Source organism: Curtobacterium sp. JUb34 (assembly GCF_003755065.1).
Classification (GTDB): domain Bacteria; phylum Actinomycetota; class Actinomycetes; order Actinomycetales; family Microbacteriaceae; genus Curtobacterium.
Genome location: NZ_RJVH01000001.1, coordinates 382,790 through 402,788, shown reverse-complemented (window position 1 = coordinate 402,788; position 19,999 = coordinate 382,790). Strand labels below are relative to the sequence as shown.

Annotated in this window: 19 protein-coding genes; 10 read left to right on the top strand and 9 right to left on the bottom strand. The window is 71.5% G+C overall.

The window, feature by feature from the left end; all coding sequences use genetic code 11:
• Nucleotides 1-65 precede the first annotated feature (65 nt).
• Both EDF63_RS01840 and EDF63_RS01835 read left to right on the top strand, forming a co-directional pair.
• Nucleotides 66-1,355 (top strand): MFS transporter, encoded by a 1,290-nt coding sequence (locus EDF63_RS01840; protein WP_123310692.1) that lies wholly within the window; start codon nt 66-68, stop codon nt 1,353-1,355.
• Nucleotides 1,356-1,487: 132 nt separating this feature from the next.
• Nucleotides 1,488-2,093, top strand: a complete 606-nt coding sequence (locus tag EDF63_RS01835; protein ID WP_123310690.1) for a hypothetical protein — start codon at nt 1,488-1,490, stop codon at nt 2,091-2,093.
• A 257-nt stretch (nt 2,094-2,350) separates the two neighbouring features.
• Here EDF63_RS01835 and EDF63_RS01830 read toward each other — a convergent pair whose 3' ends face one another.
• On the bottom strand, nt 2,351-3,265 hold the full coding sequence (locus EDF63_RS01830) for a cation diffusion facilitator family transporter (protein ID WP_123310688.1): 915 nt from the start codon (nt 3,263-3,265) through the stop codon (nt 2,351-2,353).
• A gap of 47 nt (nt 3,266-3,312) precedes the next feature.
• On the opposite strand from EDF63_RS01830, the gene EDF63_RS01825 reads away from it, so the two are divergent.
• Together EDF63_RS01825 and EDF63_RS01820 are read left to right on the top strand one after the other, a co-directional pair.
• Nucleotides 3,313-3,981, top strand: a complete 669-nt coding sequence (locus tag EDF63_RS01825; protein WP_123310686.1) for a DUF4166 domain-containing protein — start codon at nt 3,313-3,315, stop codon at nt 3,979-3,981.
• Between the two features lies 1 nt (nt 3,982).
• The gene (locus tag EDF63_RS01820; RefSeq protein WP_123310684.1) at nt 3,983-4,960 is read left to right on the top strand and encodes an epimerase; all 978 of its coding nucleotides are present in this window, start codon (nt 3,983-3,985) and stop codon (nt 4,958-4,960) included.
• Here the strand turns inward: EDF63_RS01820 and EDF63_RS01815 are convergent.
• Nucleotides 4,929-5,918, bottom strand: coding sequence for an EamA family transporter (locus EDF63_RS01815; protein WP_123310682.1), 990 nt, complete (start codon nt 5,916-5,918; stop codon nt 4,929-4,931). The two genes, EDF63_RS01820 and EDF63_RS01815, sit on opposite strands and share 32 nt — an antisense overlap.
• Nucleotides 5,919-5,989: 71 nt before the next feature.
• Here EDF63_RS01815 and EDF63_RS01810 point away from each other — a divergent pair, with 71 nt between their 5' ends.
• Entirely contained in the window at nt 5,990-6,904 is a 915-nt protein-coding gene (locus EDF63_RS01810; protein WP_123310680.1) for a LysR family transcriptional regulator, read from the top strand.
• An 86-nt stretch (nt 6,905-6,990) separates the two neighbouring features.
• Here EDF63_RS01810 and EDF63_RS01805 read toward each other — a convergent pair whose 3' ends face one another.
• The 5 genes from EDF63_RS01805 to EDF63_RS01785 all read right to left on the bottom strand — a co-directional run bounded on the left by EDF63_RS01805 (nt 6,991) and on the right by EDF63_RS01785 (nt 11,577).
• The gene (locus EDF63_RS01805) at nt 6,991-7,800 is read right to left on the bottom strand and encodes a L,D-transpeptidase family protein (protein ID WP_260232938.1); all 810 of its coding nucleotides are present in this window, start codon (nt 7,798-7,800) and stop codon (nt 6,991-6,993) included.
• Between the two features lie 2 nt (nt 7,801-7,802).
• A complete protein-coding gene (locus EDF63_RS01800; RefSeq protein ID WP_148061694.1) occupies nt 7,803-9,086 on the bottom strand; it encodes a hypothetical protein in 1,284 nt (427 codons plus the stop codon).
• A 150-nt stretch (nt 9,087-9,236) separates the two neighbouring features.
• The gene (gene purB / locus EDF63_RS01795; protein ID WP_123310670.1) at nt 9,237-10,622 is read right to left on the bottom strand and encodes an adenylosuccinate lyase; all 1,386 of its coding nucleotides are present in this window, start codon (nt 10,620-10,622) and stop codon (nt 9,237-9,239) included.
• The gene (locus EDF63_RS01790) at nt 10,619-11,131 is read right to left on the bottom strand and encodes a low molecular weight protein-tyrosine-phosphatase (protein WP_123312163.1); all 513 of its coding nucleotides are present in this window, start codon (nt 11,129-11,131) and stop codon (nt 10,619-10,621) included. The genes purB and EDF63_RS01790 overlap by 4 nt, the downstream gene beginning before the upstream one ends.
• A 47-nt stretch (nt 11,132-11,178) precedes the next feature.
• Complete coding sequence (locus EDF63_RS01785) at nt 11,179-11,577, bottom strand: phage holin family protein (RefSeq protein WP_111087052.1); 399 nt, start codon at nt 11,575-11,577, stop codon at nt 11,179-11,181.
• Between the two features lie 50 nt (nt 11,578-11,627).
• On the opposite strand from EDF63_RS01785, the gene EDF63_RS01780 reads away from it, so the two are divergent.
• The 5 genes from EDF63_RS01780 (at nt 11,628) to EDF63_RS01760 (ending at nt 17,301) form a co-directional block, all read left to right on the top strand.
• On the top strand, nt 11,628-12,707 hold the full coding sequence (locus EDF63_RS01780) for a histidinol-phosphate transaminase (RefSeq protein ID WP_123310668.1): 1,080 nt from the start codon (nt 11,628-11,630) through the stop codon (nt 12,705-12,707).
• 23 nt (nt 12,708-12,730) lie between these two features.
• Nucleotides 12,731-13,867, top strand: a complete 1,137-nt coding sequence (locus tag EDF63_RS01775) for a thiamine pyrophosphate-dependent dehydrogenase E1 component subunit alpha (RefSeq protein ID WP_123310666.1) — start codon at nt 12,731-12,733, stop codon at nt 13,865-13,867.
• Between the two features lie 86 nt (nt 13,868-13,953).
• The gene (locus EDF63_RS01770; RefSeq protein ID WP_123312162.1) at nt 13,954-14,913 is read left to right on the top strand and encodes an alpha-ketoacid dehydrogenase subunit beta; all 960 of its coding nucleotides are present in this window, start codon (nt 13,954-13,956) and stop codon (nt 14,911-14,913) included.
• A 46-nt stretch (nt 14,914-14,959) separates the two neighbouring features.
• Nucleotides 14,960-16,561, top strand: coding sequence for a dihydrolipoamide acetyltransferase family protein (locus tag EDF63_RS01765; RefSeq protein ID WP_123310664.1), 1,602 nt, complete (start codon nt 14,960-14,962; stop codon nt 16,559-16,561).
• 158 nt (nt 16,562-16,719) lie between these two features.
• Nucleotides 16,720-17,301: a GNAT family N-acetyltransferase gene (locus EDF63_RS01760; RefSeq protein ID WP_185021242.1), complete on the top strand. Its 582-nt coding sequence runs from the start codon at nt 16,720-16,722 to the stop codon at nt 17,299-17,301.
• Between the two features lie 6 nt (nt 17,302-17,307).
• Here EDF63_RS01760 and EDF63_RS01755 read toward each other — a convergent pair whose 3' ends face one another.
• On the bottom strand, nt 17,308-17,940 hold the full coding sequence (locus EDF63_RS01755; protein ID WP_123310660.1) for an ABC transporter ATP-binding protein: 633 nt from the start codon (nt 17,938-17,940) through the stop codon (nt 17,308-17,310).
• The gene (locus EDF63_RS01750) at nt 17,937-19,964 is read right to left on the bottom strand and encodes a hypothetical protein (RefSeq protein ID WP_123310658.1); all 2,028 of its coding nucleotides are present in this window, start codon (nt 19,962-19,964) and stop codon (nt 17,937-17,939) included. Before EDF63_RS01750 ends, EDF63_RS01755 begins: the two co-directional genes overlap by 4 nt.
• Nucleotides 19,965-19,999: the final 35 nt, after the last annotated feature.

Sequence of the window (19,999 nt, the reverse complement as noted above, 5' to 3'; positions counted from 1 at the left end):
CGATCGATTGCTGACATCAAGAGCATCCGTTGGACTCGATGGTCGAGCCGCGCGATCATCGGAGCATGTCAACCGTGACCGACACCCCGACGGGCGCTCTCCCCGCCACCGACACCGCCACCGCTCCCGCGAGCGAGCGTGTCCCGGCCCCGCGCGGCCGTCGCGCGCACACCCGTCGGCGCCACGGCTTCGGCTTCTGGGCCGTCGCCTTCGCGTTCCTGTCGGTGATGGCCTTCGCGACCGTCCCCGCACCGCTGTACGTCATCTACCAGGCACGCGACGGCTTCCCGACGTTCACCACCACGATCATCTTCGCCGCGTACGGCGTCGGGGTCGTCGGGTCCCTCTACCTGGCAGGACACCTCAGCGACGTGCACGGGCGGAAGCCGCTCATCCTGGTGTCGATCGCGCTCGAACTCGTCGCCGCCGTGCTGTTCCTGGTCTGGAACGACGTCACCGGCCTGATCGTCGCGCGTCTCGTGACCGGTCTCGGCGTCGGCACGCTCACCGCCACGGCGACCGCCCACCTCGGGGAGCTGCGGGTCCGTGCGACCGGTTCGTCCGACTCGGCGAAGGGCGCGAGCGTGGCAGCGGGTGCCGTCAACCTCGGCGGGCTGTCGCTCGGCGCCCTCGTCGGTGGTGCACTGGCCGAGTTCGTCGGAGCGCCGCTCATGGTGCCGTACGTCGTGTTCGTCGTCGCCCTGGCCGTGGCCTTCGTGCTCGTCCTCGTCGTCCCGGAGACCGTCGCCCGGCCCGAGATCCGCGTGGCCTACCGCCCGCAGCGCATGCAGGCGCCGGAGGGCAAGGCCGCGGCGTTCTGGGCAGCCGGTGCCGCGGCGTTCGCGGCCCTCGCGGTCCAGGGGCTCTTCACCTCGGTCGCCCCGACGTTCCTCGGCACCACGTTCCACGTCACCGACCGACTGGCGGCCGGTGCGACGACCTTCGGGGTGTTCGCCGCGAGCGCCGTGTCGCAGATCGTCTTCGCCCGTCTGTCGCAGCGCGCGCAGATCCGGCTCGGCATGGTGCTCCTCGTCGGCGGCCTGGCGGTACTGGCGGTCGCCGCGGTCCTGCTGCAGGTCGCCGGGTTCATCGGCGGTGGCGTGGTGGCGGGCGCCGGGGTCGGGCTGCTCTTCCGGGCCAGCATCGCGAGTGCCGGAGCCCTGGTCGGTCCCGAGCGTCGGGGCGGGGTGCTCGCAGCGACCTTCCTCATCGCCTACGCCGGGCTGACGGTGCCGGTCGTGGCCGTCGGGGCGGCGCTCCTGGTGATCCCGACGCTGCCCGTCCTGATCGGGTACGTGGTGCTCGTCGCCGTCCTGGCCGTCATCGCCGGCACCCGACTGGCCGCGCGCGCCTGACGCGGGGCGGGCCTCCCGTCCGACCGTCCTGTCCCCGGAACCTGGTTCCGGACACCGCACCACGCGATCGCGCGGTGTCGTGTCCGGAACCAGGTTCCGTCGTCCGCGACGCACTCCCGGCATACTGGGCGCGTGCCCCAGAACCACAACCGTCCCGTCATCACGGGGATCGCGGCCGTGGTGGCTGCCGGTCTCCTCGCCGGCGGGCTGTTCCTGACGGCGCGGCAGGGTGCGGACGACCCGACCATCGGCGCCGGATCGAGCTCCGGGATGCCGACCGACGCTGCGACCGCCTCCGGTGACGGCACCGTCACGATCACCCGCACCGGGCCGGACCTCCCTGGTGACGCCGCCCTCGCACGGTGCGACTCCACGACCCAGGCGACCGTCGCCCAGTACGACACCGCGGCGCTCGGCCGGGTCACCCTGCAGTGCGGCACGTCGGCGCAGGGCTACGAGCACATCCGGCAGCGGCACACCGCCGACTGGCAGGGGGTCGTCGCGGGCCACGGCTCGCGCGACTGGGACGACGCGATGCTCACGGCGGTGCAGACGGCGCTGGTCTCGTCGCGCGACGGGTTCCCGGTCGACGCCGGCGACGGGAAGGTCTGCTACGCGGCGCCGGTGCGGTTCGACGACGGCTCGCGCCCCGACGAGGACCCGTTCGTGAAGGTCATCGTCTCGGCCACCACCGACCGCGTCATCACGGCGTACCCGACGCGCACCGACGACTGCTGACGCGGGCGCGGGCGGGCATCGATCCCGAACGACATGCTCGATGTCGTACGACGTCGAGCATGTCGCAACCGTGCGTCGGCAACTGCCCGCGCGTGCAACGAACGACGAAGCCGATGTCGTACGACGTCGACGATGTCGTTCCACGTCGCAACCGTGCGTCGGCAACTGCCCGCGCGTGCAACGTACGACGAAGCCGATGTCGTACGACGTCGACGATGTCGTTCCACGTCGACAAGCAGAACGGCCGCGCCGCGACCCTACGCGTGCACCTCGTGCTCGTGCCGCCGGTGCGACGCGGGCTCCAGCTGGAAGGTCGAGTGCTCCACGGGGACGTCGAAGTGCTCCGCCACGCACTGCTGCAGCTCGTCGAGGATCCGCGGAGCGTGCGCCGTCGAGAAGCACTCGTCGTCCACCACCACGTGGGCGGTCAGGTTCGGGACGCCCGTCGCCACCAGGGTCGCGTGCAGGTCGTGCACCGCGATGACGTGCTCGAGCTCGAGGATGTGGCCCCGCACGTCGTCGAGGTCCAGCCCCGGCGGCGTGGACTCGAGCAGCACGTTCGCGGTCTCGCGCAACAGCCGGATCGCCCGCGGCAGGATGAGCAGGCCGATGAGGATGGCGGCGACCGAGTCGGCACGCTCCCACCCGGTCAGCATGAGGACGACCGCGGCGGCGATGACGGCGACCGAGCCGAGGGTGTCGTTGAGGACCTCGAGCCGGGCGGCGCGCGAGGTGAAGCCCTCGCCCGAGGCCCGCAGCAGCACGCCGTAGGCCACCAGGTTGCCGACGAGTCCGATGATCCCGAACACGAGCAGCGGCCCCGAGTGGATCTCGGCGGGGACGAACAGCCGCTGGACCGCCGAGATGATCACGAAGACGCCGACCGCGAGCAGGATCGCCGCCTGGGCCGTGGCACCGAGCACCTCGGCACGTTGGAAGCCCCACGTGCGCTGCGTCGTCGGACTGCGGCGGGCGAGCCGCGTCGCGACGAGTCCGATGCCGAGCCCACCGGTGTCGACGACCATGTGCCCGGCATCGACCAGCAGCGCGAGGGAGCCCGTGACGACGGCACCGACGACCTCGGCCAGCAGGATCGTCGCCGAGATGCAGAACGCGATGAGCAGTGCGCGCTCGGACGCGTGCCCGACGCCGTGCCCGTGGTCGTGTCCCATGTCCGACATCGTAGGGATCCGCACCGACGACATGCCAGGATCGGCACGTGACCCGGTCGCCCTACGAGCTGTCCACACCGTCCGAGGTGCTGGCCCGGTTGCACCCGCGGCTGTCGACGTACTTCGGTGCGATCCCGCCCGGTCACGTCGGCCGCGGTGAAGGGGTGTTCGACGTCGTCGGCACGCCCCGCCGGTGGCTCTGGCCGCTGCTCGCCTGGTTCGCCCGCGACTCCGTCATGTTCCCGGTCTGGGAACGGGACGTCCCGTTCACGATCGAGAACCGGCCGGCTCGCGTCCGTCGTGGACCCGGGAACGGTCTGGAGGCCCGCCCCGCGGTCCGCGCGCACCGCACCTTCCGGTTCCGCTCCGGCAGCCGCACGATGGTGGACGCCATCACCGCCGAACCGGACGGCCTGGTCGACCACCTCGGTCGCCACGGGCGCGTCAGCGCCCGGCTCCGGGCGGAGGTCGACGCGCACGGGCCGGACGCGGGCGCCCTGCGCCTGGTCTCCACGCGCGTGACGTTCCGCGCGCTGGGACGCGAGGTGCGCCTCCCGGCCCGCATCGCACCGCGTGTGACGCTGAAGGAACGATTCGATGACGAAGCCGACCTCCAGCGCGTGTCCCTGGTGCTCACGGCGCCGGTGCTCGGCACGCTGTACCGGTACGAGGGGGCGTTCCGGTACGAGATCGCGCCGGACACAGGACGGGGATGAGATGAGCGACCAGAAGGGCCGCGTCGTGATCGCGGGAGCGAGCGGGTTCGTGGGGCAGTACCTGCGGGAGGCCTTCACCGAGGAGGGCTACCAGGTCGTCACGGTCGGCCGGACCGGCGATGCGGTGTGGGGCAACACCCTGCGCATCCGCGAGCTCGTCGACGGTGCCGCCATGGTCGTGAACATGGCGGGCAAGAGCGTCAACTGCCGCTACGGACGACGCAACCGCGCCGAGATCATGCGCTCCCGGGTGGACACCACGCTCGAGCTCGCCGAGGCCGTCCGCACCGCCGAGCACCCGCCGCCGCTGTGGCTGAACGCCTCGACCGCGACGATCTACCGGCACGCCGACGACCGACCGCAGGACGAACTGACCGGCGAGCTCGGCGAGGGGTTCTCGGTCTCGGTGGCGCGCGCGTGGGAGGACGCCTTCTTCGGCGCCGACCTGCCGTCGACCCGTCGGGTGGCACTCCGGATGGCGATCGTCTTCGGTGACGGCAGCGCGCTCGTGCCGCTCATCCGGCTGGCGCAGACGGGGCTGGGCGGCCCGCAGTACGACGGCCCGTGGGTGCCGACGCGTTCCCGGCTGCGGGCGGGGACATACCACCACCACCGGCCGACCCGCGGCCGGCAGCGGTTCAGCTGGGTGCACATCGCCGACGTCCTCGGCTCGATCCGGTTCGTCCGCGACCACCCGGAGATCGAGGGTCCGGTGAACGTGTCGAGCCCGAACCCGTCCGACAACCGGACCGTGATGGCGACGATCCGCGACGCCGTGGGCCGCCGGTTCGGACTGCCGACGCCGCGGTGGATGCTCGAGGTCGGGTCCTTCGCGATCCGCACCGAGACAGAACTCGTGCTGAAGAGCCGGTGGGTGGTGCCGACGCGGCTGACCCAGGCCGGCTACGAGTTCCGGTACCCGCACCTGCGCGGTGCGCTCGCCGGGATCATCGCGGAGCGTCGCCAGCACCGGGGCTGAGCACCGGCACCGGGACTCCGTCGATCGGCGTCGGCACGGGGACCGCGGAAGGCGACGAGTGCGACGGACCCGACGAGTGCGACGGACCCGACGCGCGTGCCGGTCGCGACGACCACAGCACCGCTCCGACCACGACGGCACCGGCGAGCACCTCCACCAGGCCGGGCACCTCGCCGAAGGCCGCCCACGACGCCAGCACGCCGACGACCGGCACGAGCATCGAGAACGGCGCGACGGTGCTCGACGGGTAGGTCGCCATCAGTCGCGACCAGATCCCGTAGCCGACCAGGGTCGCGACCAGCACGATGTAGAGCAGGCCGAGGTCGGCTGGCAGTGCCTCGGCGGTGAAGGCCGTGCCGAGTGCGGCGCCGATGCGGTCCGGCCCCTCGACCACGAAGGACAGCACGGCCATCGGGATCGGCGGCACGACCGACCACCAGAGCGTCAGGTGCAGCGGGTTCGCGGCTCCTGCTCGTCGGGTCGCCACGTTGCCGATCGCCCACCCGAGCGCGCCGCAGAGCGCCAGCACCACCGGCAGCAGCGCCGCCGTCTGCGACCGGTGCAGGGCGATCAAGCCGAGGGCGGCGACCGCGATCGTCACGCCGACGACCTGGCGTCCGGTGAGCCGTTCGCGCAGGAACACGCCGGCGAGCACCACGGTGAACGGTGCCGAGGCCTGCAGCACGAGCGACGCGAGCCCGGACGGCATCCCCGACGCCATGCTCAGGTACAGGAACGAGAACTGCAGCACCCCGAGCCCGAACCCGACGAGCAGCAGCCGCCCGAACGGGATCCTCGGCCGCGGCACGAACAGCAGCGTCGGGACCGCCAGGATCGTGAACCGCAGGGCCGCGAGCAGGAACGGCGGGAAGTGCTCGAGCGCGAGCGCGGTCGCGGGGAAGTTGAGGCCCCAGACGACGGCGACGACCAGGGCGAGGAGGCGGTCACGAGCTGTCATGCTCCGATCGTGACGGCTCCGAACGTGTAGGACCAGCGAATTGTTCGCAACCGACGTTGTAGCCTCCCTGCATGGTCGACTTCGACGTGCAGCTGCTCGCCGTCCTCCGCGAACTCGCCGAGCGTGGCAGCGTCACGGCGGTCGCCGAGGCCACCCACCGGACGCCCAGCGCGGTGTCGCAGCAGTTGCAGACGCTGCAGCGGCAGGTGGGTGTCCCGCTCGTCGAGCGGGTGGGTCGCGGCGTCCGGCTCACCGCCCACGGCGAGGTGCTCGCCGGCCTGTCCACCGGCGTCGCCACGGCGATCGCCCGGGTCGACGCCGCCTGGCAGGAGCACCTGGGCGGGGCGACGGGACGCGTCGACCTCGCGATCTTCCCGTCGGCGGCCGAACTGCTGCTGCCCGGGGTCCTCACCCGGATGCGCGCGCACCCCGGCATCGAGCTGACGCTGGTCGACGTGGACGTCAGCGAGGGGGAGTTCGCACCCCTCGCCGCCGACCACGACATCGCCGTCGGGCACCGGTCCGACGGCGTGCGGCCGGCGGACCAGGGATCGGTGGAGACCGTGCCGCTCCTGCGCGAACCGCTCGACGTCGCGGTGCCGCCGGGGCACCGGCTCGCCGGTCGCGAGCGGGTCGGGATCGACGAGGTCGTCGGCGAGACCTGGATCGGCGTGCCCGAGGGCTACCCGATCGACCGGGTCCTGCAGGCGATGGCGGCGGCGTCGGACGCCCCACCGAGCGTCGCCTTCCGGACGATCCACCTGCCCGTCATCGAGAACCTGGTCGCCGCAGGCCACGGCGTCGCACTCGTGCCGCGGTACACCTCGGGCACCCGGGCGTCCGGCCGGTTCCACCTGGCCGAGCTGGCCGACGTGCGCGCGGGGCGCCGGATCGAGGCGCTGGTCCGCCCCGACCGTGCGGTCCGCCCCGTGGTGCGCACCGTCCTGGAGGCACTGGTCGCCGAGGCCCTGGACGTCACCACCTGAGACGGTCGCGCCCACTGCCGGGCGCACGCCGCGCCTCCCGTCCGGACGTGGGCCGCGGCAGACCCGCTCCGTGCGCGGGAACGCGCTCAGCGCACCTGGAACGGGGTGCCGAGCGGCAGGAGCTCGGCCAACGCGCTGATGTCGGCGTTGTGCATGCGGATGCACCCGTGCGATGCGGCGGTCCCGATGCTCGAGCTGTCGTCGGTGCCGTGCAGGCCGATCTGGCCCGGGCCGCCGCCGAACGAGTTGAGGACGTCCGAGAACGCCGTCGTGCCGTACGCGTACGGGCCGTAGCCGCTGTTCGTCGGGGCGAGCAGCTCGGTCAGGGCGAACCGGCCGGTCGGCGACGGGGTGCCACCGGTGCCGGTCGCCACCGGGTAGCTGTCGACGACCTTGCCGTCCTTGTACAGGTCGAGCGTGTTGTCCGCGCGGGTGACCACGATGGCGTACGGGTCCTCGGAGAGGGTGACCGCGCTCGTCGGGACCCATCCGGTGCTGCCGTTCGGGCGCTGTGCGAGCTGCACCTGCGCCCAGCCGTCCTGCTGGTCGACCACACGGAAGACGAGTGGTGCGCCGGACGGCTGCGGGTTCGACAGGGTGCTCGTGGCGGCGCCACCGGGCGTCCGGCTGACCGGCACTGAGTCGCCGCGGACGGCCGCGACGGTGGTGCTCACGGGCGCGTCGACCGCGTCGGTCGGGCCCGCGGAGCGCGTCGGGCCCGGTGTCGCCGTGGGGGTCGGGGTCGCGCTCGCGGCGACGGACCGTGTCGGGGTCGGCGTGGGCGCCGCCGACAGCGGGCCGAGGGCGACGAACGCCACCGCCCCGGCGCAGACGACGGCCACGGCGGCGGCGATCAGTGTCGCGCGCCGCCGTGGCTCGGTCGGGAGGATCGGCAAGATCAGCCCGTGAAGGTCGCCGTTCCGGGCACCGGCACGGCGACCGGCGCCGTGCCCGCGTCGGCCGTCACGGTGAGCGTCGTCGTGGCCGTCTGCGCCGACGACAGGCCGACGAGACCGAGCACGTAGGTGCCGGCCGAGTCGACGAGGTCAGCGGGCAGGACGATGGTCCCGGAGACGTTGCCGTCGGCGTCGGCACGGAACTGGACGCCGGGGATCGCGACGGCGTCGGCTGCGTCGCCGACCGCAGCGGTGACGACCTCGTTCGGGGCGAAGCCCGAACCCTGCACGCGGACACCGGTCGTGGTGGCCTCGGTCAGGGTGGCGGAGGTGGTGAGCAGACGTGCTGCCGCGGTGGGCTGCGGGGTGAAGTACGTCGTGGTGTCGTCGATGCGCAGGGCCGAGATCGAACCGCTGGCGTCGGCGGCGAGGGCCTGGGCGTCGGACTCGAGCGGCGAGGCGAGGCTCTTCAGCTCGCCACCGACGGAGACCGGGGCGGTCGGCTCCGTGGGCTCGTCGGTCGGTGCCGTCGTCGGCTCGTCCGTCGGCGCCGTGGTCGGCTCGTCGGTCGGCTCGTCGGTCGGCTCGTCGGTCGGCGCGACCGTGGGCTCGTCCGTCGGGGCGGGCGTCTCGGTCGGGGCGGGCGTCTCGGTCGGCTCGTCGGTGGCGGGCGGTGCGGGGACCTCGGCGGTGATGTCGATACCGACGTAGACGACATAGCCGACGACCTCGGCGTCCGCTGCCTTCAGGTCGCTGGCGAGCTTCGAGGTCGACTCGACCTCACCGGTGGCAGGGTCGATCCACCGGGTGAGGCCGTCGCTGACACCGTCGCTGTTGCCGGCGTCGGTGGCGAAGACGACGGTCTGCGCGCTGGTGTCGCCGCCCTCCTGGATCGCGAGGCCGAAGCTCGTCGCCCCGGTCGTGGTGGTGCTGAGGCCGGAGGCGAGCGCCCCGACCTCGCCGCCGGGCACCGGCTTCGTCAGGCCGCGGACCAGGCCGACGGCCTCGCCCTCGGAGACGGACAGCCCGTCCTCGTCCAGCGTGGCGAAGTCGGTGATCTTCCCGCCCGCGGTCGGGTCGGACAGCGCCGCCCAGTACCACTTGTCGTTCAGCGGGACGGTGCCTTCGGGAGCCGCCGTGAAGTCGGAGGACGAGTCGGTCCAGGTCACGATCGCCGATGCGGCGGTGGTCGTCTGGTTCGCGGTGGAGACGGTGGGGACGAGCGCAGCGGTGACGCCGAGCACGGTGGCGCCGACGGCGGCCGCGGTGATGCGGGAACGAAGCACGGTGTGGAGATCCATCCGGTCAGAGGGCAGGGATCGTCCTCTGTGACGCCCCCGGTGCTGAGACGATGCTCAGCACCACGAACCTACCGACTTCGTGAGGATTCCGCACCCCTTTGCGGCACAGTGTTCACATCGCGCAGGTGAACAGCGTCAGACGTCGAGGTGGTCGACCAGCTCGTCCGCCAGACCCGTGTACGTCGCCGGCGTCAGGTTCGTCAGGCGGGCCTTCGCGCCGTCCGAGATGTCCAGGCCGTTCACGAAGACGATGAGGTCCTGCTGGGTCACGCGCTTGCCGCGGGTGAGGTCCTTGAGCATCGCGTAGGGGTCCTCGATGTTCGACTGCCCGGCGGTGACCTCGGCGCGGATGACCGTCTGGATGGCCTCGGCGAGGACCTCCCAGTTGTGGTCGAGGTCGTCGGCGAGCTTGGCCTCGTTCACCGCGATCTCGCCCAGGCCCCGGCGCAGGTTGTCGAGCGCGAGCAGCGAGTGCCCGAACGCGACGCCGATGTTGCGCTGCGTGGTCGAGTCGGTCAGGTCGCGCTGCAGACGGCTCGTCACCAGGGTCTCGGACAGCGTGGAGAACAGCGCCGACGAGATCTCGAGGTTCGCCTCGGCGTTCTCGAACTTGATCGGGTTGATCTTGTGCGGCATCGTCGACGACCCCGTGGCGCCGGCGACCGGGATCTGCGTGAAGTACCCCATCGAGATGTAGGTCCACACGTCGGTCGCCAGGTTGTGCAGGATGCGGTTGGCGTGCCGGACCCGGTCGTACAGCTCGGCCTGCCAGTCGTGCGACTCGATCTGCGTGGTGAGCGGGTTCCAGGTCAGCCCGAGGCCCTCGACGAACTCGCGGGACAGCGTGGGCCAGTCGGCCTCGGGGTCGGCGGCGAGGTGGGCCGAGAAGGTGCCGGTCGCACCGGAGAACTTGCCGAGGTACTCGCCGCCCTCGATCTGGGCCAGGACGCGCTCGAGCCGGTAGACGACGACCGCGAGCTCCTTGCCGAGCGTCGAGGGGGTCGCCGGCTGCCCGTGCGTGTGGGAGAGCATCGGGACGGCGCGCAGCTCGACGGCGAGCGTCCGCAGCTTCTCGAGCACGGCACGGAACGCCGGCAGCCAGACCTGGTCGACGGTGTCCCGCACGGTCAGGGCGTAGGACAGGTTGTTGACGTCCTCGCTCGTGGCGGCGAAGTGGGTGAGCTCGGCGATCGAGTCGAGCCCGAGCTCCGACAGCCGTCGGCGGACGAAGTACTCGACGGCCTTGACGTCGTGGCGGGTGGTGGCTTCGATCTCGGCGAGTTCGGCGATCTGGTCGTGCCCGAAGGTCTCCGCGATGCGCCGGAGCGCGGCCTTGTCGTCGACGCTGAGCGGCGAGGTGGTGAACATCGCGTGGTCGGTCAGGAAGACCAGCCACTCGACCTCGACCACGATGCGTGCGCGGTTGAGCCCGGCCTCGGAGAGGTGCTCGCCCACCGTGTGCACGATCGGGTAGTAGCGCCCGTCGAGCGGGCTGATCGGCTGCGGGGGAAGGGGGGTCATGGGGCTCCCTGACGGACGGCCGGCTCGAGCTGGTGGAAGAGCGCCCGGCAGGCCCGTTCGACGGTCGAGAGCACTCGGTCGAACTCGTGCCGGTCCGCGTAGTACGGGTCCGGCACGTCGGTCTGCTGGGGCCAGGCGTCGTCGTACCGCAGCAGGAGCGTCACCTTGGCGGAGTCGTCCATGGTCGGGGCCCACGATCGCAGGACGCGTTCGTGGGAGCGGTCGAGTGCGACCACCAGATCGAGGTCCGGGAACCGGTCCGGGTCGAACTGACGGGCGCGATGCCTGCTGCCATCGTATCCGCGCGCCGCGAGGGCGGCGATCGTGCGCTCGTCGGCCGGTTCGCCGACGTGCCAGTCGCCGGTGCCGGCGGACTCGACCTGGAAGCGGTCGGCGAGCCCGGCGTCCGCCGCGATCTGCGCGAAGACGACACCCGCCATGGGGGACCGGCAGATGTTGCCGCTGCAGACGAACGAGACGCGGAACGGGGCGTCGACGTCCGGGGCCATGGTCACATCATGGCCCAGGGAGGTGTCCTCCGCGAGGTCCGTCCGCGTCACGCCCGCTGGCGGTTCAGCACCGGACGGACGAACAGCCCGATCAGCCAGGCGAAGACGGCGAGCACGAAGGCGCCCACGATGCCCCAGCCGAAGGACTCGACCTCGAGTCCGAAGCCGAACGCGTCCGAGATGCCCGCGACGATGAGCAGCAGGATCGCGTTCACGATGAAGGAGATGAGCCCGAGGGTCAGGATGTAGATCGGGAACGCCACGATCCGGATCAGCGTGCCGATCACGGCGTTGACGAGCCCGAACACGAAGGCCACGAGCAGGTAGGTGAGCACGGTGGCCGTGGTCCCACCGTCGCCGAACGCGGTGACGGAGACGCCGCTGACGATGAGCGTGGTGAGCCAGAGGGCCACGGCGTTGACGACGAGGCGGACGAGGAATCGCATGCACCCATGATGCCCTCCGACTCCCGCGCACGGGCCGGTAACCTGATCCGGTGACTGACGAGCGAGTGCACATCCGGCCGGAGATTGCTGTGCTCCCCGCGTACAAGCAGGGACGCCAGGCCGCCGACGACGCCTTCAAGCTGTCGAGCAACGAGAACCCGTTCCCGCCCCTCCCCGGTGTCGTCCAGGCCGTGCAGGCGCAGACCGCGTTCAACCGCTACCCCGACGCCACCGCCCTCGCCGTCCGCGCCGCGCTCGCGAACCGCTTCGGGCTGACCGCCGACGAGGTGCACGTCGCCCCCGGCAGCGTCGCGATCCTGCACGAACTCGCCCGCGCGACCTCCGGCCCGGGTGACGAGATCGTCTACGCCTGGCGGTCCTTCGAGGCCTACCCGGGTGTCGTCACCGTCGCGGGGGCCACGAGCGTGCAGGTGCCGAACCGGCCGGACGGCGGCCACGACCTCGACGCGATGGCCGCCGCCGTCACCGAGCGCACCCGCATGGTGATCGTCTGCACCCCGAACAACCCGACCGGCCCGATCGTGACCGAGTCCGAGTTCGCGTCCTTCATGGCCGCGGTGCCGCAGTCCGTCCTGGTCGTGCTCGACGAGGCATACGCCGAGTTCGCCACCGACGAGTCCGCCGTGCACGGGCACCCGCTCCTCGCGCAGTACCCGAACCTGGTCGTCCTCCGGACCTTCTCGAAGGCGTACGGTCTCGCGGGTCTGCGCGTCGGCTACGCCCTCGGCCCGGTGTACGTGCTCGACGCGGTCCGTGCGTGCGCGATCCCCCTCTCCGTCACGGCCCAGGGCCAGGCGGCTGCACTGGCCAGCCTGGAACGCGAGGACGAACTGCTCGAGCGGGTGTCCGAGATCGCCACGCTCCGCGACCACATCGTCACCGAGCTCCGCGAGCAGGGGTGGGCCGTGCCGGACGCCCAGGGCAACTTCGTCTGGCTGCCCACGGGGGTCGGCACGGTCGCCGCGGCCGCCGCCTTCGAGGACGCCGGCATCATCGTGCGGCCCTTCCCGCCGGAGGGCCTCCGCATCTCGATCGGCGAGCACGAGGCTGTGGAAACGCTCCTCGAAACGGCCCGCTCGCTTGTGGGGGACCTCCAGGTGGCCGACTGATGGCTGCCGCTACGCTGGCCCGCATGTCATTCCGCGCCGCGGCTCCCGCGACGACCACCGTCCGGCTCCTCGACCCCGAGGGTCGGTTCGTGGAGACCGACGAGAACGCCGAGTTCGCCGCCGCCGCGCGGGCGATCCCCGACGAGACCCTGCTGGCGATGCACCGCCGCATGGTCCTCACCCGACGGTTCGACCACGCCGGCCACAACCTGCAGCGCACCGGCCAGCTCGGCCTCTGGGTGCCGAGCCACGGGCAGGAAGCCGCACAGACCGGCTCCGCCTTCGCCCTGCGCGCCCAGGACCACGTCTTCCCCTCGTACCGCGAGCACGCCGTCACGATGCAGCGCGGCGTCGAGCCGATGGAGATCATCGCGATGTACCGCGGGCAGACTCACGGCGGGTGGGACCCGGACCAGCGCGGCAACACGCACATCTCCACCCTGGTGATCGGCTCGCAGACCCTGCACGCCACGGGCTACGCGCTCGGTCAGAAGCTCGACGGCGACGTCGGCACGGGCGACCCCGACCGCGACGCCTGCTCCATCGTCTACTTCGGCGACGGCGCGACGAGCCAGGGCGACGTGAACGAGGCGTACGTGTTCTCGGCGTCGACCAAGGCGCCCGTCGTCTTCTTCCTGCAGAACAACCACTGGGCGATCTCGGTGCCGGTGTCGGTGCAGTCCCCGACGCCGCTCGTCGACCGCCCGCGCGGCTTCGGGATCCCGAGCGTGCTCATCGACGGCAACGACATCCTCGCCTCGTACACGGCCTCGGTCGTCGCCACGGACCACGCCCGCAGCGGTCAGGGCCCCGCGTTCATCGAGGCGGACACCTACCGCATCGGCGCGCACACCAGCTCGGACGACCCGAGCCGGTACCGCGCCGACGGCGAGCTCGAGGACTGGGTCCGCCGCGACCCGATCGTCCGCTCCGAGGCGTACCTGCGCTCGAAGGGTGCCACCGACGCACAGTTCGCCGCGTTCGACGAAGAGGGCGAGGACATCGCCGCCGACGTCCGCCGCCGCACCGTGGCACTCACCCCGCCGTCCGTCGACGTCATGTTCGACAACGTCTACCGCGAGCCGCACCCGCTGGTCGCCGAGCAGAAGGCCTGGCTCGAACAGTACGAGGCCGGCTTCGAAGGGGGCGCCCACGCATGAGCACTACCGAGCAGCTCTTCGACTACACGCTGCGCTCCCACCCGGACGCCGGCGAGGTCCCGAGCGACCCCACCCCGACCCTGCCGATGGCGAAGGCCCTCAACGCCGGGCTCGCCGCGGCGATGCAGGCGGACGACAAGGTCCTGCTGATGGGCGAGGACATCGGCCAGCTCGGCGGTGTCTTCCGCATCACCGAGGGCCTGCAGGACCGGTTCGGCCCGGAGCGCGTGCGGGACACCCCGCTCGCCGAGGCCGGCATCATCGGCACTGCGATCGGCCTCGCCCTGCGTGGCTACCGCCCCGTGGTCGAGATCCAGTTCGACGGCTTCGTGTGGCCCGGCTTCGACCAGATCACCTCACAGCTCGCGAAGATGGCGAACCGGCTGCCGGCGCACATGTCGCTCCCGGTCGTCATCCGCATCCCCTACGGCGGCCACATCGGTGCCGTGGAGCACCACCAGGAGTCGCCCGAGGCGTACTTCGCGCACACCCCCGGTCTGCGCGTCGTCAGCCCGAGCACGCCGAACGACGCCTACTGGATGATCCAGGAGGCCATCGCCTCGAAGGACCCGGTCGTCTTCCTCGAGCCGAAGTCGCGCTACTGGCCGAAGGGTCAGGTCGACCTCGTCGACGGGCACGTCCCGATGCACACCACCCGGGTGGCGCGCACCGGCACCGAGGTCACCCTCGTCGGCCACGGTGCGATGGTCGCCACCCTGATGCAGGCCGCCGAGCTCGCCGAGTCCGAGGGCACGAGCTGCGAGGTCATCGACCTCCGCTCGATCTCGCCCATCGACTGGGAGCCGATCCTCACCTCGGTCCGCAAGACCGGTCGCCTCGTCATCGCGCAGGAAGCCTCCGGCTTCGTCAGCGTCGGCAGCGAGATCGCCGCCACGGTCGCCGAGAAGGCGTTCTACACGATGCAGGCGCCGCCGCTGCGGGTGTCCGGGTTCGACGTCCCGTTCCCGGTCTCGAAGTTGGAGCACCTGCACCTGCCGGACGCCGACCGCGTCCTCGAGGCCGTCGACCGCGCCCTCGCGTACTGATCCAGCTCGACTGACCCAACTCGTCCGAACGCCGAAGGAGCCGTAAGTGGCCGTCGCCGAATTCCCCCTGCCCGACGTGGGCGAAGGCCTCACCGAGGCCGAGATCGTGCAGTGGCGCGTCGCGATCGGGGACGAGATCACCGTCGACCAGGTCCTGGTCGAGATCGAGACCGCGAAGTCGCTCGTCGAGCTGCCGTCGCCGTTCGCCGGCACCGTCACCGGGCTGCTCGTGTCCGAGGGCGACACGGTCGAGGTCGGCAAGCCGATCATCCGTGTCGAGTCCGACGCGTCGGTCGCGTCCGGTGCGCCGGTGACGGCTCCGCCCGCTCAGTCGGGAGGCCCGGCACCGGTCGGCGACAGCGTCCCGACCTCGCCCGCGGTCGCCCCTACCCCGCCTGTGGCGCCCGCCCCGGCTGCTCCGGTCGTGCAGACCCCGCCGGCTCCGGCTCCCGCCGCAGCTCCCGTCAGCCCGGCCCCGGCCCCGGCCGCCGCAGCGCCCGTGGCCCCGTCGGCTGCACCGGTGCAGCCCGTCGCCGACGGCGCCTCCGTCGTCGGGACGGACGAGTCCTCCGGCGCTGTCCTCGTCGGCTACGGTTCGGCGACCTCGTCGCCGTCGCGTCGCAAGCCGGGTGCCCGCCGGGCCGCAGCACTCGCGGCCGAGGCGAGCCGTGCCTCCAGTGTGGATGCCGCAGCAGCGGCCGAAGCGGCCAGTGATCCCGGTGAGGACACCACTGCCGAGGCCATCGCCGGTCTGGCGTCCGCGCCCGCACGCAAGCAGACCGTCGCGACCAACGTGCTCGCGAAGCCGCCGATCCGGAAGCTCGCGAAGGACCTCGGCGTCGAGCTCGTCGAGATCGTGGCGACCGGCCTCGCCGGCGAGGTCACCCGCGACGACGTCATCCGGCACGCGAAGCAGGCCAGCGTCTTCCGCAACATCGAGACACCCGAGTGGGGCGAGGTGCGCAGCGAGACGATCCCGGTCAAGGGCGTCCGCAAGGCCATCGCGACCGCGATGACCACCTCCGCGTTCACCGCACCGCACGTGTCGCTGTTCGTCGACGTCGATGCGACCCACACGATGGAGTTCGTCAAGCGGCTCAAGGCCTCGCCGACGTTCGCCGGCGTCAAGGTCTCGCCGCTGCTCATCGTCGCGAAGGCCGTCATCTGGGCCGTCCGCCGCAACCGTTCGGTGAACTCGACCTGGACCGACCGCGAGATCATCGTCCACCACTTCGTGAACCTCGGCATCGCCGCGGCGACCCCGCGCGGGCTCATCGTGCCGAACATCAAGGACGCGCAGGACATGTCGCTGCTCGAGCTGGCGCAGGCGCTCGAGGAACTCACCCTCACCGCCCGCGACGGCAAGACGACGCCGAAGCAGATGGCGAACGGCACCGTCTCCATCACGAACATCGGTGTGTTCGGCATGGACACCGGGACCCCGATCCTCAACCCGGGCGAGGTCGCGATCGTCGCCATGGGCACGATCAAGCCGAAGCCGTGGGTCGTCGACGGCGAGGTCCGGTCGCGCATGGTCACGACCATCGGTGCCTCGTTCGACCACCGGGTCGTCGACGGTGACGTGGCGTCCCGCTTCGTGCACGACGTCGCCTCGGTGCTCGAGGAGCCCGCGCTCCTGCTCGACTGAGCGCGTTCAGGGACCGATGCGTCGGTCGTTCCGCTTCGTGAGCAGAAATGGTCGGGTGGCTTCGAGCCACTCGACCATTTCTGCTCACCATCTGCGGCCTTCCGCAAACGTCGCGTGGTGTTCACACGGATGTCGGTGGTGCAGGGGATGATCGGGACATGGTCCACCAGCTCCTGACCCCCTCGCAGGAGATCCGAACGGATCGCCTCCTGCTCACCCCGCTCACGCCGGCCGACATCGACGACGTGCACGCGGTGTTCTCCGACGCCCGGACGTGGCAGCACCTGCCGAGCGGTCGGCACGTCGCCCGGAGCTCGAGTGTGGACATGGTGCAGCGGAAGATCGGTGGTCGGGCTCGACACGGACTCGGCTCATGGGCCGTCCGCACCGCAGCCGATCACGCGTTCGTCGGGGTCGGCGGCGTGGACATGACCGCCGGCGGAGTCTGGAACCTCGGGTACCGGTTGGCACCCTCCGCCTGGGGGCAGGGCTTCGCCTCCGAGATCGCCCTCGCTGCCGTGCGCGCGGCTGCCGACACCGCACCGGACGTCCCCGTCACGGGGCGCGTGCTCACGAACAACCCGGCCTCCGCAGCGGTGCTCCGTCGTGCCGGGCTGTCGCTCGTGTGGCAAGGGGCTCCCGGGGTGCAGACGTCCTCCGCCGCGGGGGTCGAGGGGCAGGTCTGGACCGACCGGCTGCTCTCCGACGAACAGTTCGCCTGGCTCGTCCGCAACGCCTGAGCGCGGTCACGTACTCGGTGCGTTCAGCGAGACGCTCCGAGTGGCGAGCGCCTCGACGGCCGGCGAATGGGTCGCGATGAGCACAGCCGCCCCGTCGCCGGCGAGTTCGGCCAGCAGGTCGAGTACCATCGCAGCGTTCCCGTCGTCGAGAGCGCTGGTCGGCTCGTCGGCGAGGATGACCGACGGGCGCTTCACCAAGAGCCTCGCCATCGCCACCCGCTGCTGCTCGCCGCCGCTGAGCTCGTGGACCCGGTCGGTTGCCCGTCCGGTCAGGCCGACGCGGTCGAGCGCGTCGCTCGTCCGGACCCCACGGTTCGGTCCGCGGGATGCCCGAGCGATGTCGATGTTCGCCTGGGCGGTCATGTCGGCGACCAATCCGAAGTCCTGGAACAGGTAGCCCAGGTAGCGCTGGCGCAGGAGTCGAGCCTGCCGCCTGTTCCGACTCACCGGTTCGCCGGCGATGCGGATCGTCCCCGAGTCGAGCGCATCGAGGTGTCCCACGCAGTCGAGGAGTGTGGACTTCCCAGAGCCACTCGGCCCGACCAGGCAGACGATCTCGCCGCGCGCGACGTCGAACGACAGATCGTTCCACAGTGTCCGTCGTCCGTGGTGTTTCGATGCGTGTCGTACCTCGATCATCGTGCTCCGTTTCCTCGATCCCGGAGGGTGTTGCGCGCGGTGGCGGCCAGGACGGCGCCGTTGACCGCACTCACCACTGCGATGGCGAGCAGCGCCAGTGCTCCGGCGGTCCCCGCCGACTGCGCGACGGGATCGAGTACCGAGCTGCGCCCGGTCCCGTCCGGGCGAGCGCCCCACCAGGAGTTGACAGTGGCGACGACGGCGATCGAGACCAGGGCGGTCTCGACGAACAGGAGCCCGGCGTCGGCCCGGACGGCTGAGGTGCCGCTGGCGAGCTTCGCGAACAGCGCGCGGCCGTGGCGACGCCGGTGGGCGACGGTCCCGAGCAGCCCCAGCATGATGCTGACGATCAGGGTGCTGACCACCGTGGCCGTGGCGATCACGGTCATCGTGGCCGCGAGCCGTGCTTGCTCGGCGGCGACCTGTCCCACTGCGACCACCGCGCTGAACTCCCTGCGGACGTCTGACGTGTTGATCGACCGTTCCGCGACGGTGCGGTTCTTGAACACCACGTCTCCAGTGGACAGCCACGAACCGAGCTGATCGGCGGAGAAGACCTCCGCGGGTTCCGGGACGACCACGATGACCGCGTCAGCGAGCCAGGAGCGCGTCGACGAATCGTCCGGGTACGAGTAGACCTGCTGGCGTGCAAGTCGACCACCGGTGATCTGCTCCCGCGCGGCGGCGGGCGCTTCGCGCAGCTGCCAGTCGGCGAGCGCGGCGACGAGCCGACGCCGATCGAGTCGACTGTCGGCTGGGATCCACACGGAGATGTCCGCGTCGTCGGCGGTGATGCGGCTGCCGTCCTCGGTGCGGACGTCCTGCAGACCGAGGTAGCCAGCGTCGACGAAGAGCGCCGGAACCGTGGACTTCCCCTGCCCACTGGACACCTCGACGGTCGCGGCGAGCAGCGCATCACGCTGCTCGAGCGCTCTGCCGGCGAAGGCTCCGATGCGGTTCCAGTACTGCTGCGAGTCGATCGGACGGGGGTCCGGGGTGACCCAGAGCTGGACGGTCTCACCTGCGGCTCGGAGGTCGCGTTCTGCTGTCCCGGAACGGACGGTCGCAACGGCACCCGACAGGTCGAACACGGCGGTGACGAGCAAGAGGAGCGCGGGCGCGCGGGCGACCTGCGCGACGAGCACGAGCGCTCCGACGGGTCGAGCACCTCGGAGTGCGGTGGCCAGCGGCTGTCGACAGGCGAGCACGGTGCCGATCGTGTGGGCGGCGATGACCGGTGCCAGCAACGCTGTGCCGATCACGACGACTGCTGTGGCGAAGGTCGCCGCTGACGCGAGCCCGTTGTACAAGAACAGACCGAAGGCGACCACGGGGGTGCCGACGACGGTGGCGAGCAGGGTGCCGCGGACCTCGGCCAGCTCACTGACCACGATGGAGGCGGTGCTCTGTCCGTGCAGTCGTCGAACCGCACTCCGGCGAGGGGCGCCGAGCGTCCCCATCAGGCACAGCGTGACGCATCCCAACGTGAGGGCGCCGACGAGGCCGGACGTCCCGCTGAACCCGTCGCTGACTCCGATGCGGCGCAGGAACGGCACTTGTTCCGAGCTGACGTCGTAGCCGAGGCCGGAAAGGGCATCGAGTACCGCGCGCCGAGCAGCGTCGTCGCCGAAGACCGCGTAGGAGCCGACGGGATCGAAGTGGTCGAGGTCCGACATCGGGAGGACGGTGGTGCTCATCGACCTGGTGAAGTCGCCGTACCCGTCGCTGAGCCAGCCGGCACCCAGACTCGACGGCGCACCGGTGACCAGCGCCTGGCGGAGCGTCGTCGGTGCCGCGCGATCGGCCACGACACGGACGATCGTCGCGCCCTCGGTCTCGGCGACCTGTTCGAGAGACTTCGCGACCCGCTGGTTCGACGCGGTGTCGGCGCCCGCTGCAGCGGTCACCACCGACGATGCACCGACGAGCCCGGCCTCACTGACCTGCACGAGGCCGATGAACCCGAGAACGGACGCGAGGAGCGGCGGGACGACGTACGCGAGTGTCACCGAGCGGATGTTCATGCTCCCCCTTGCGATCGGAGGAGCGGGCTCTCCCT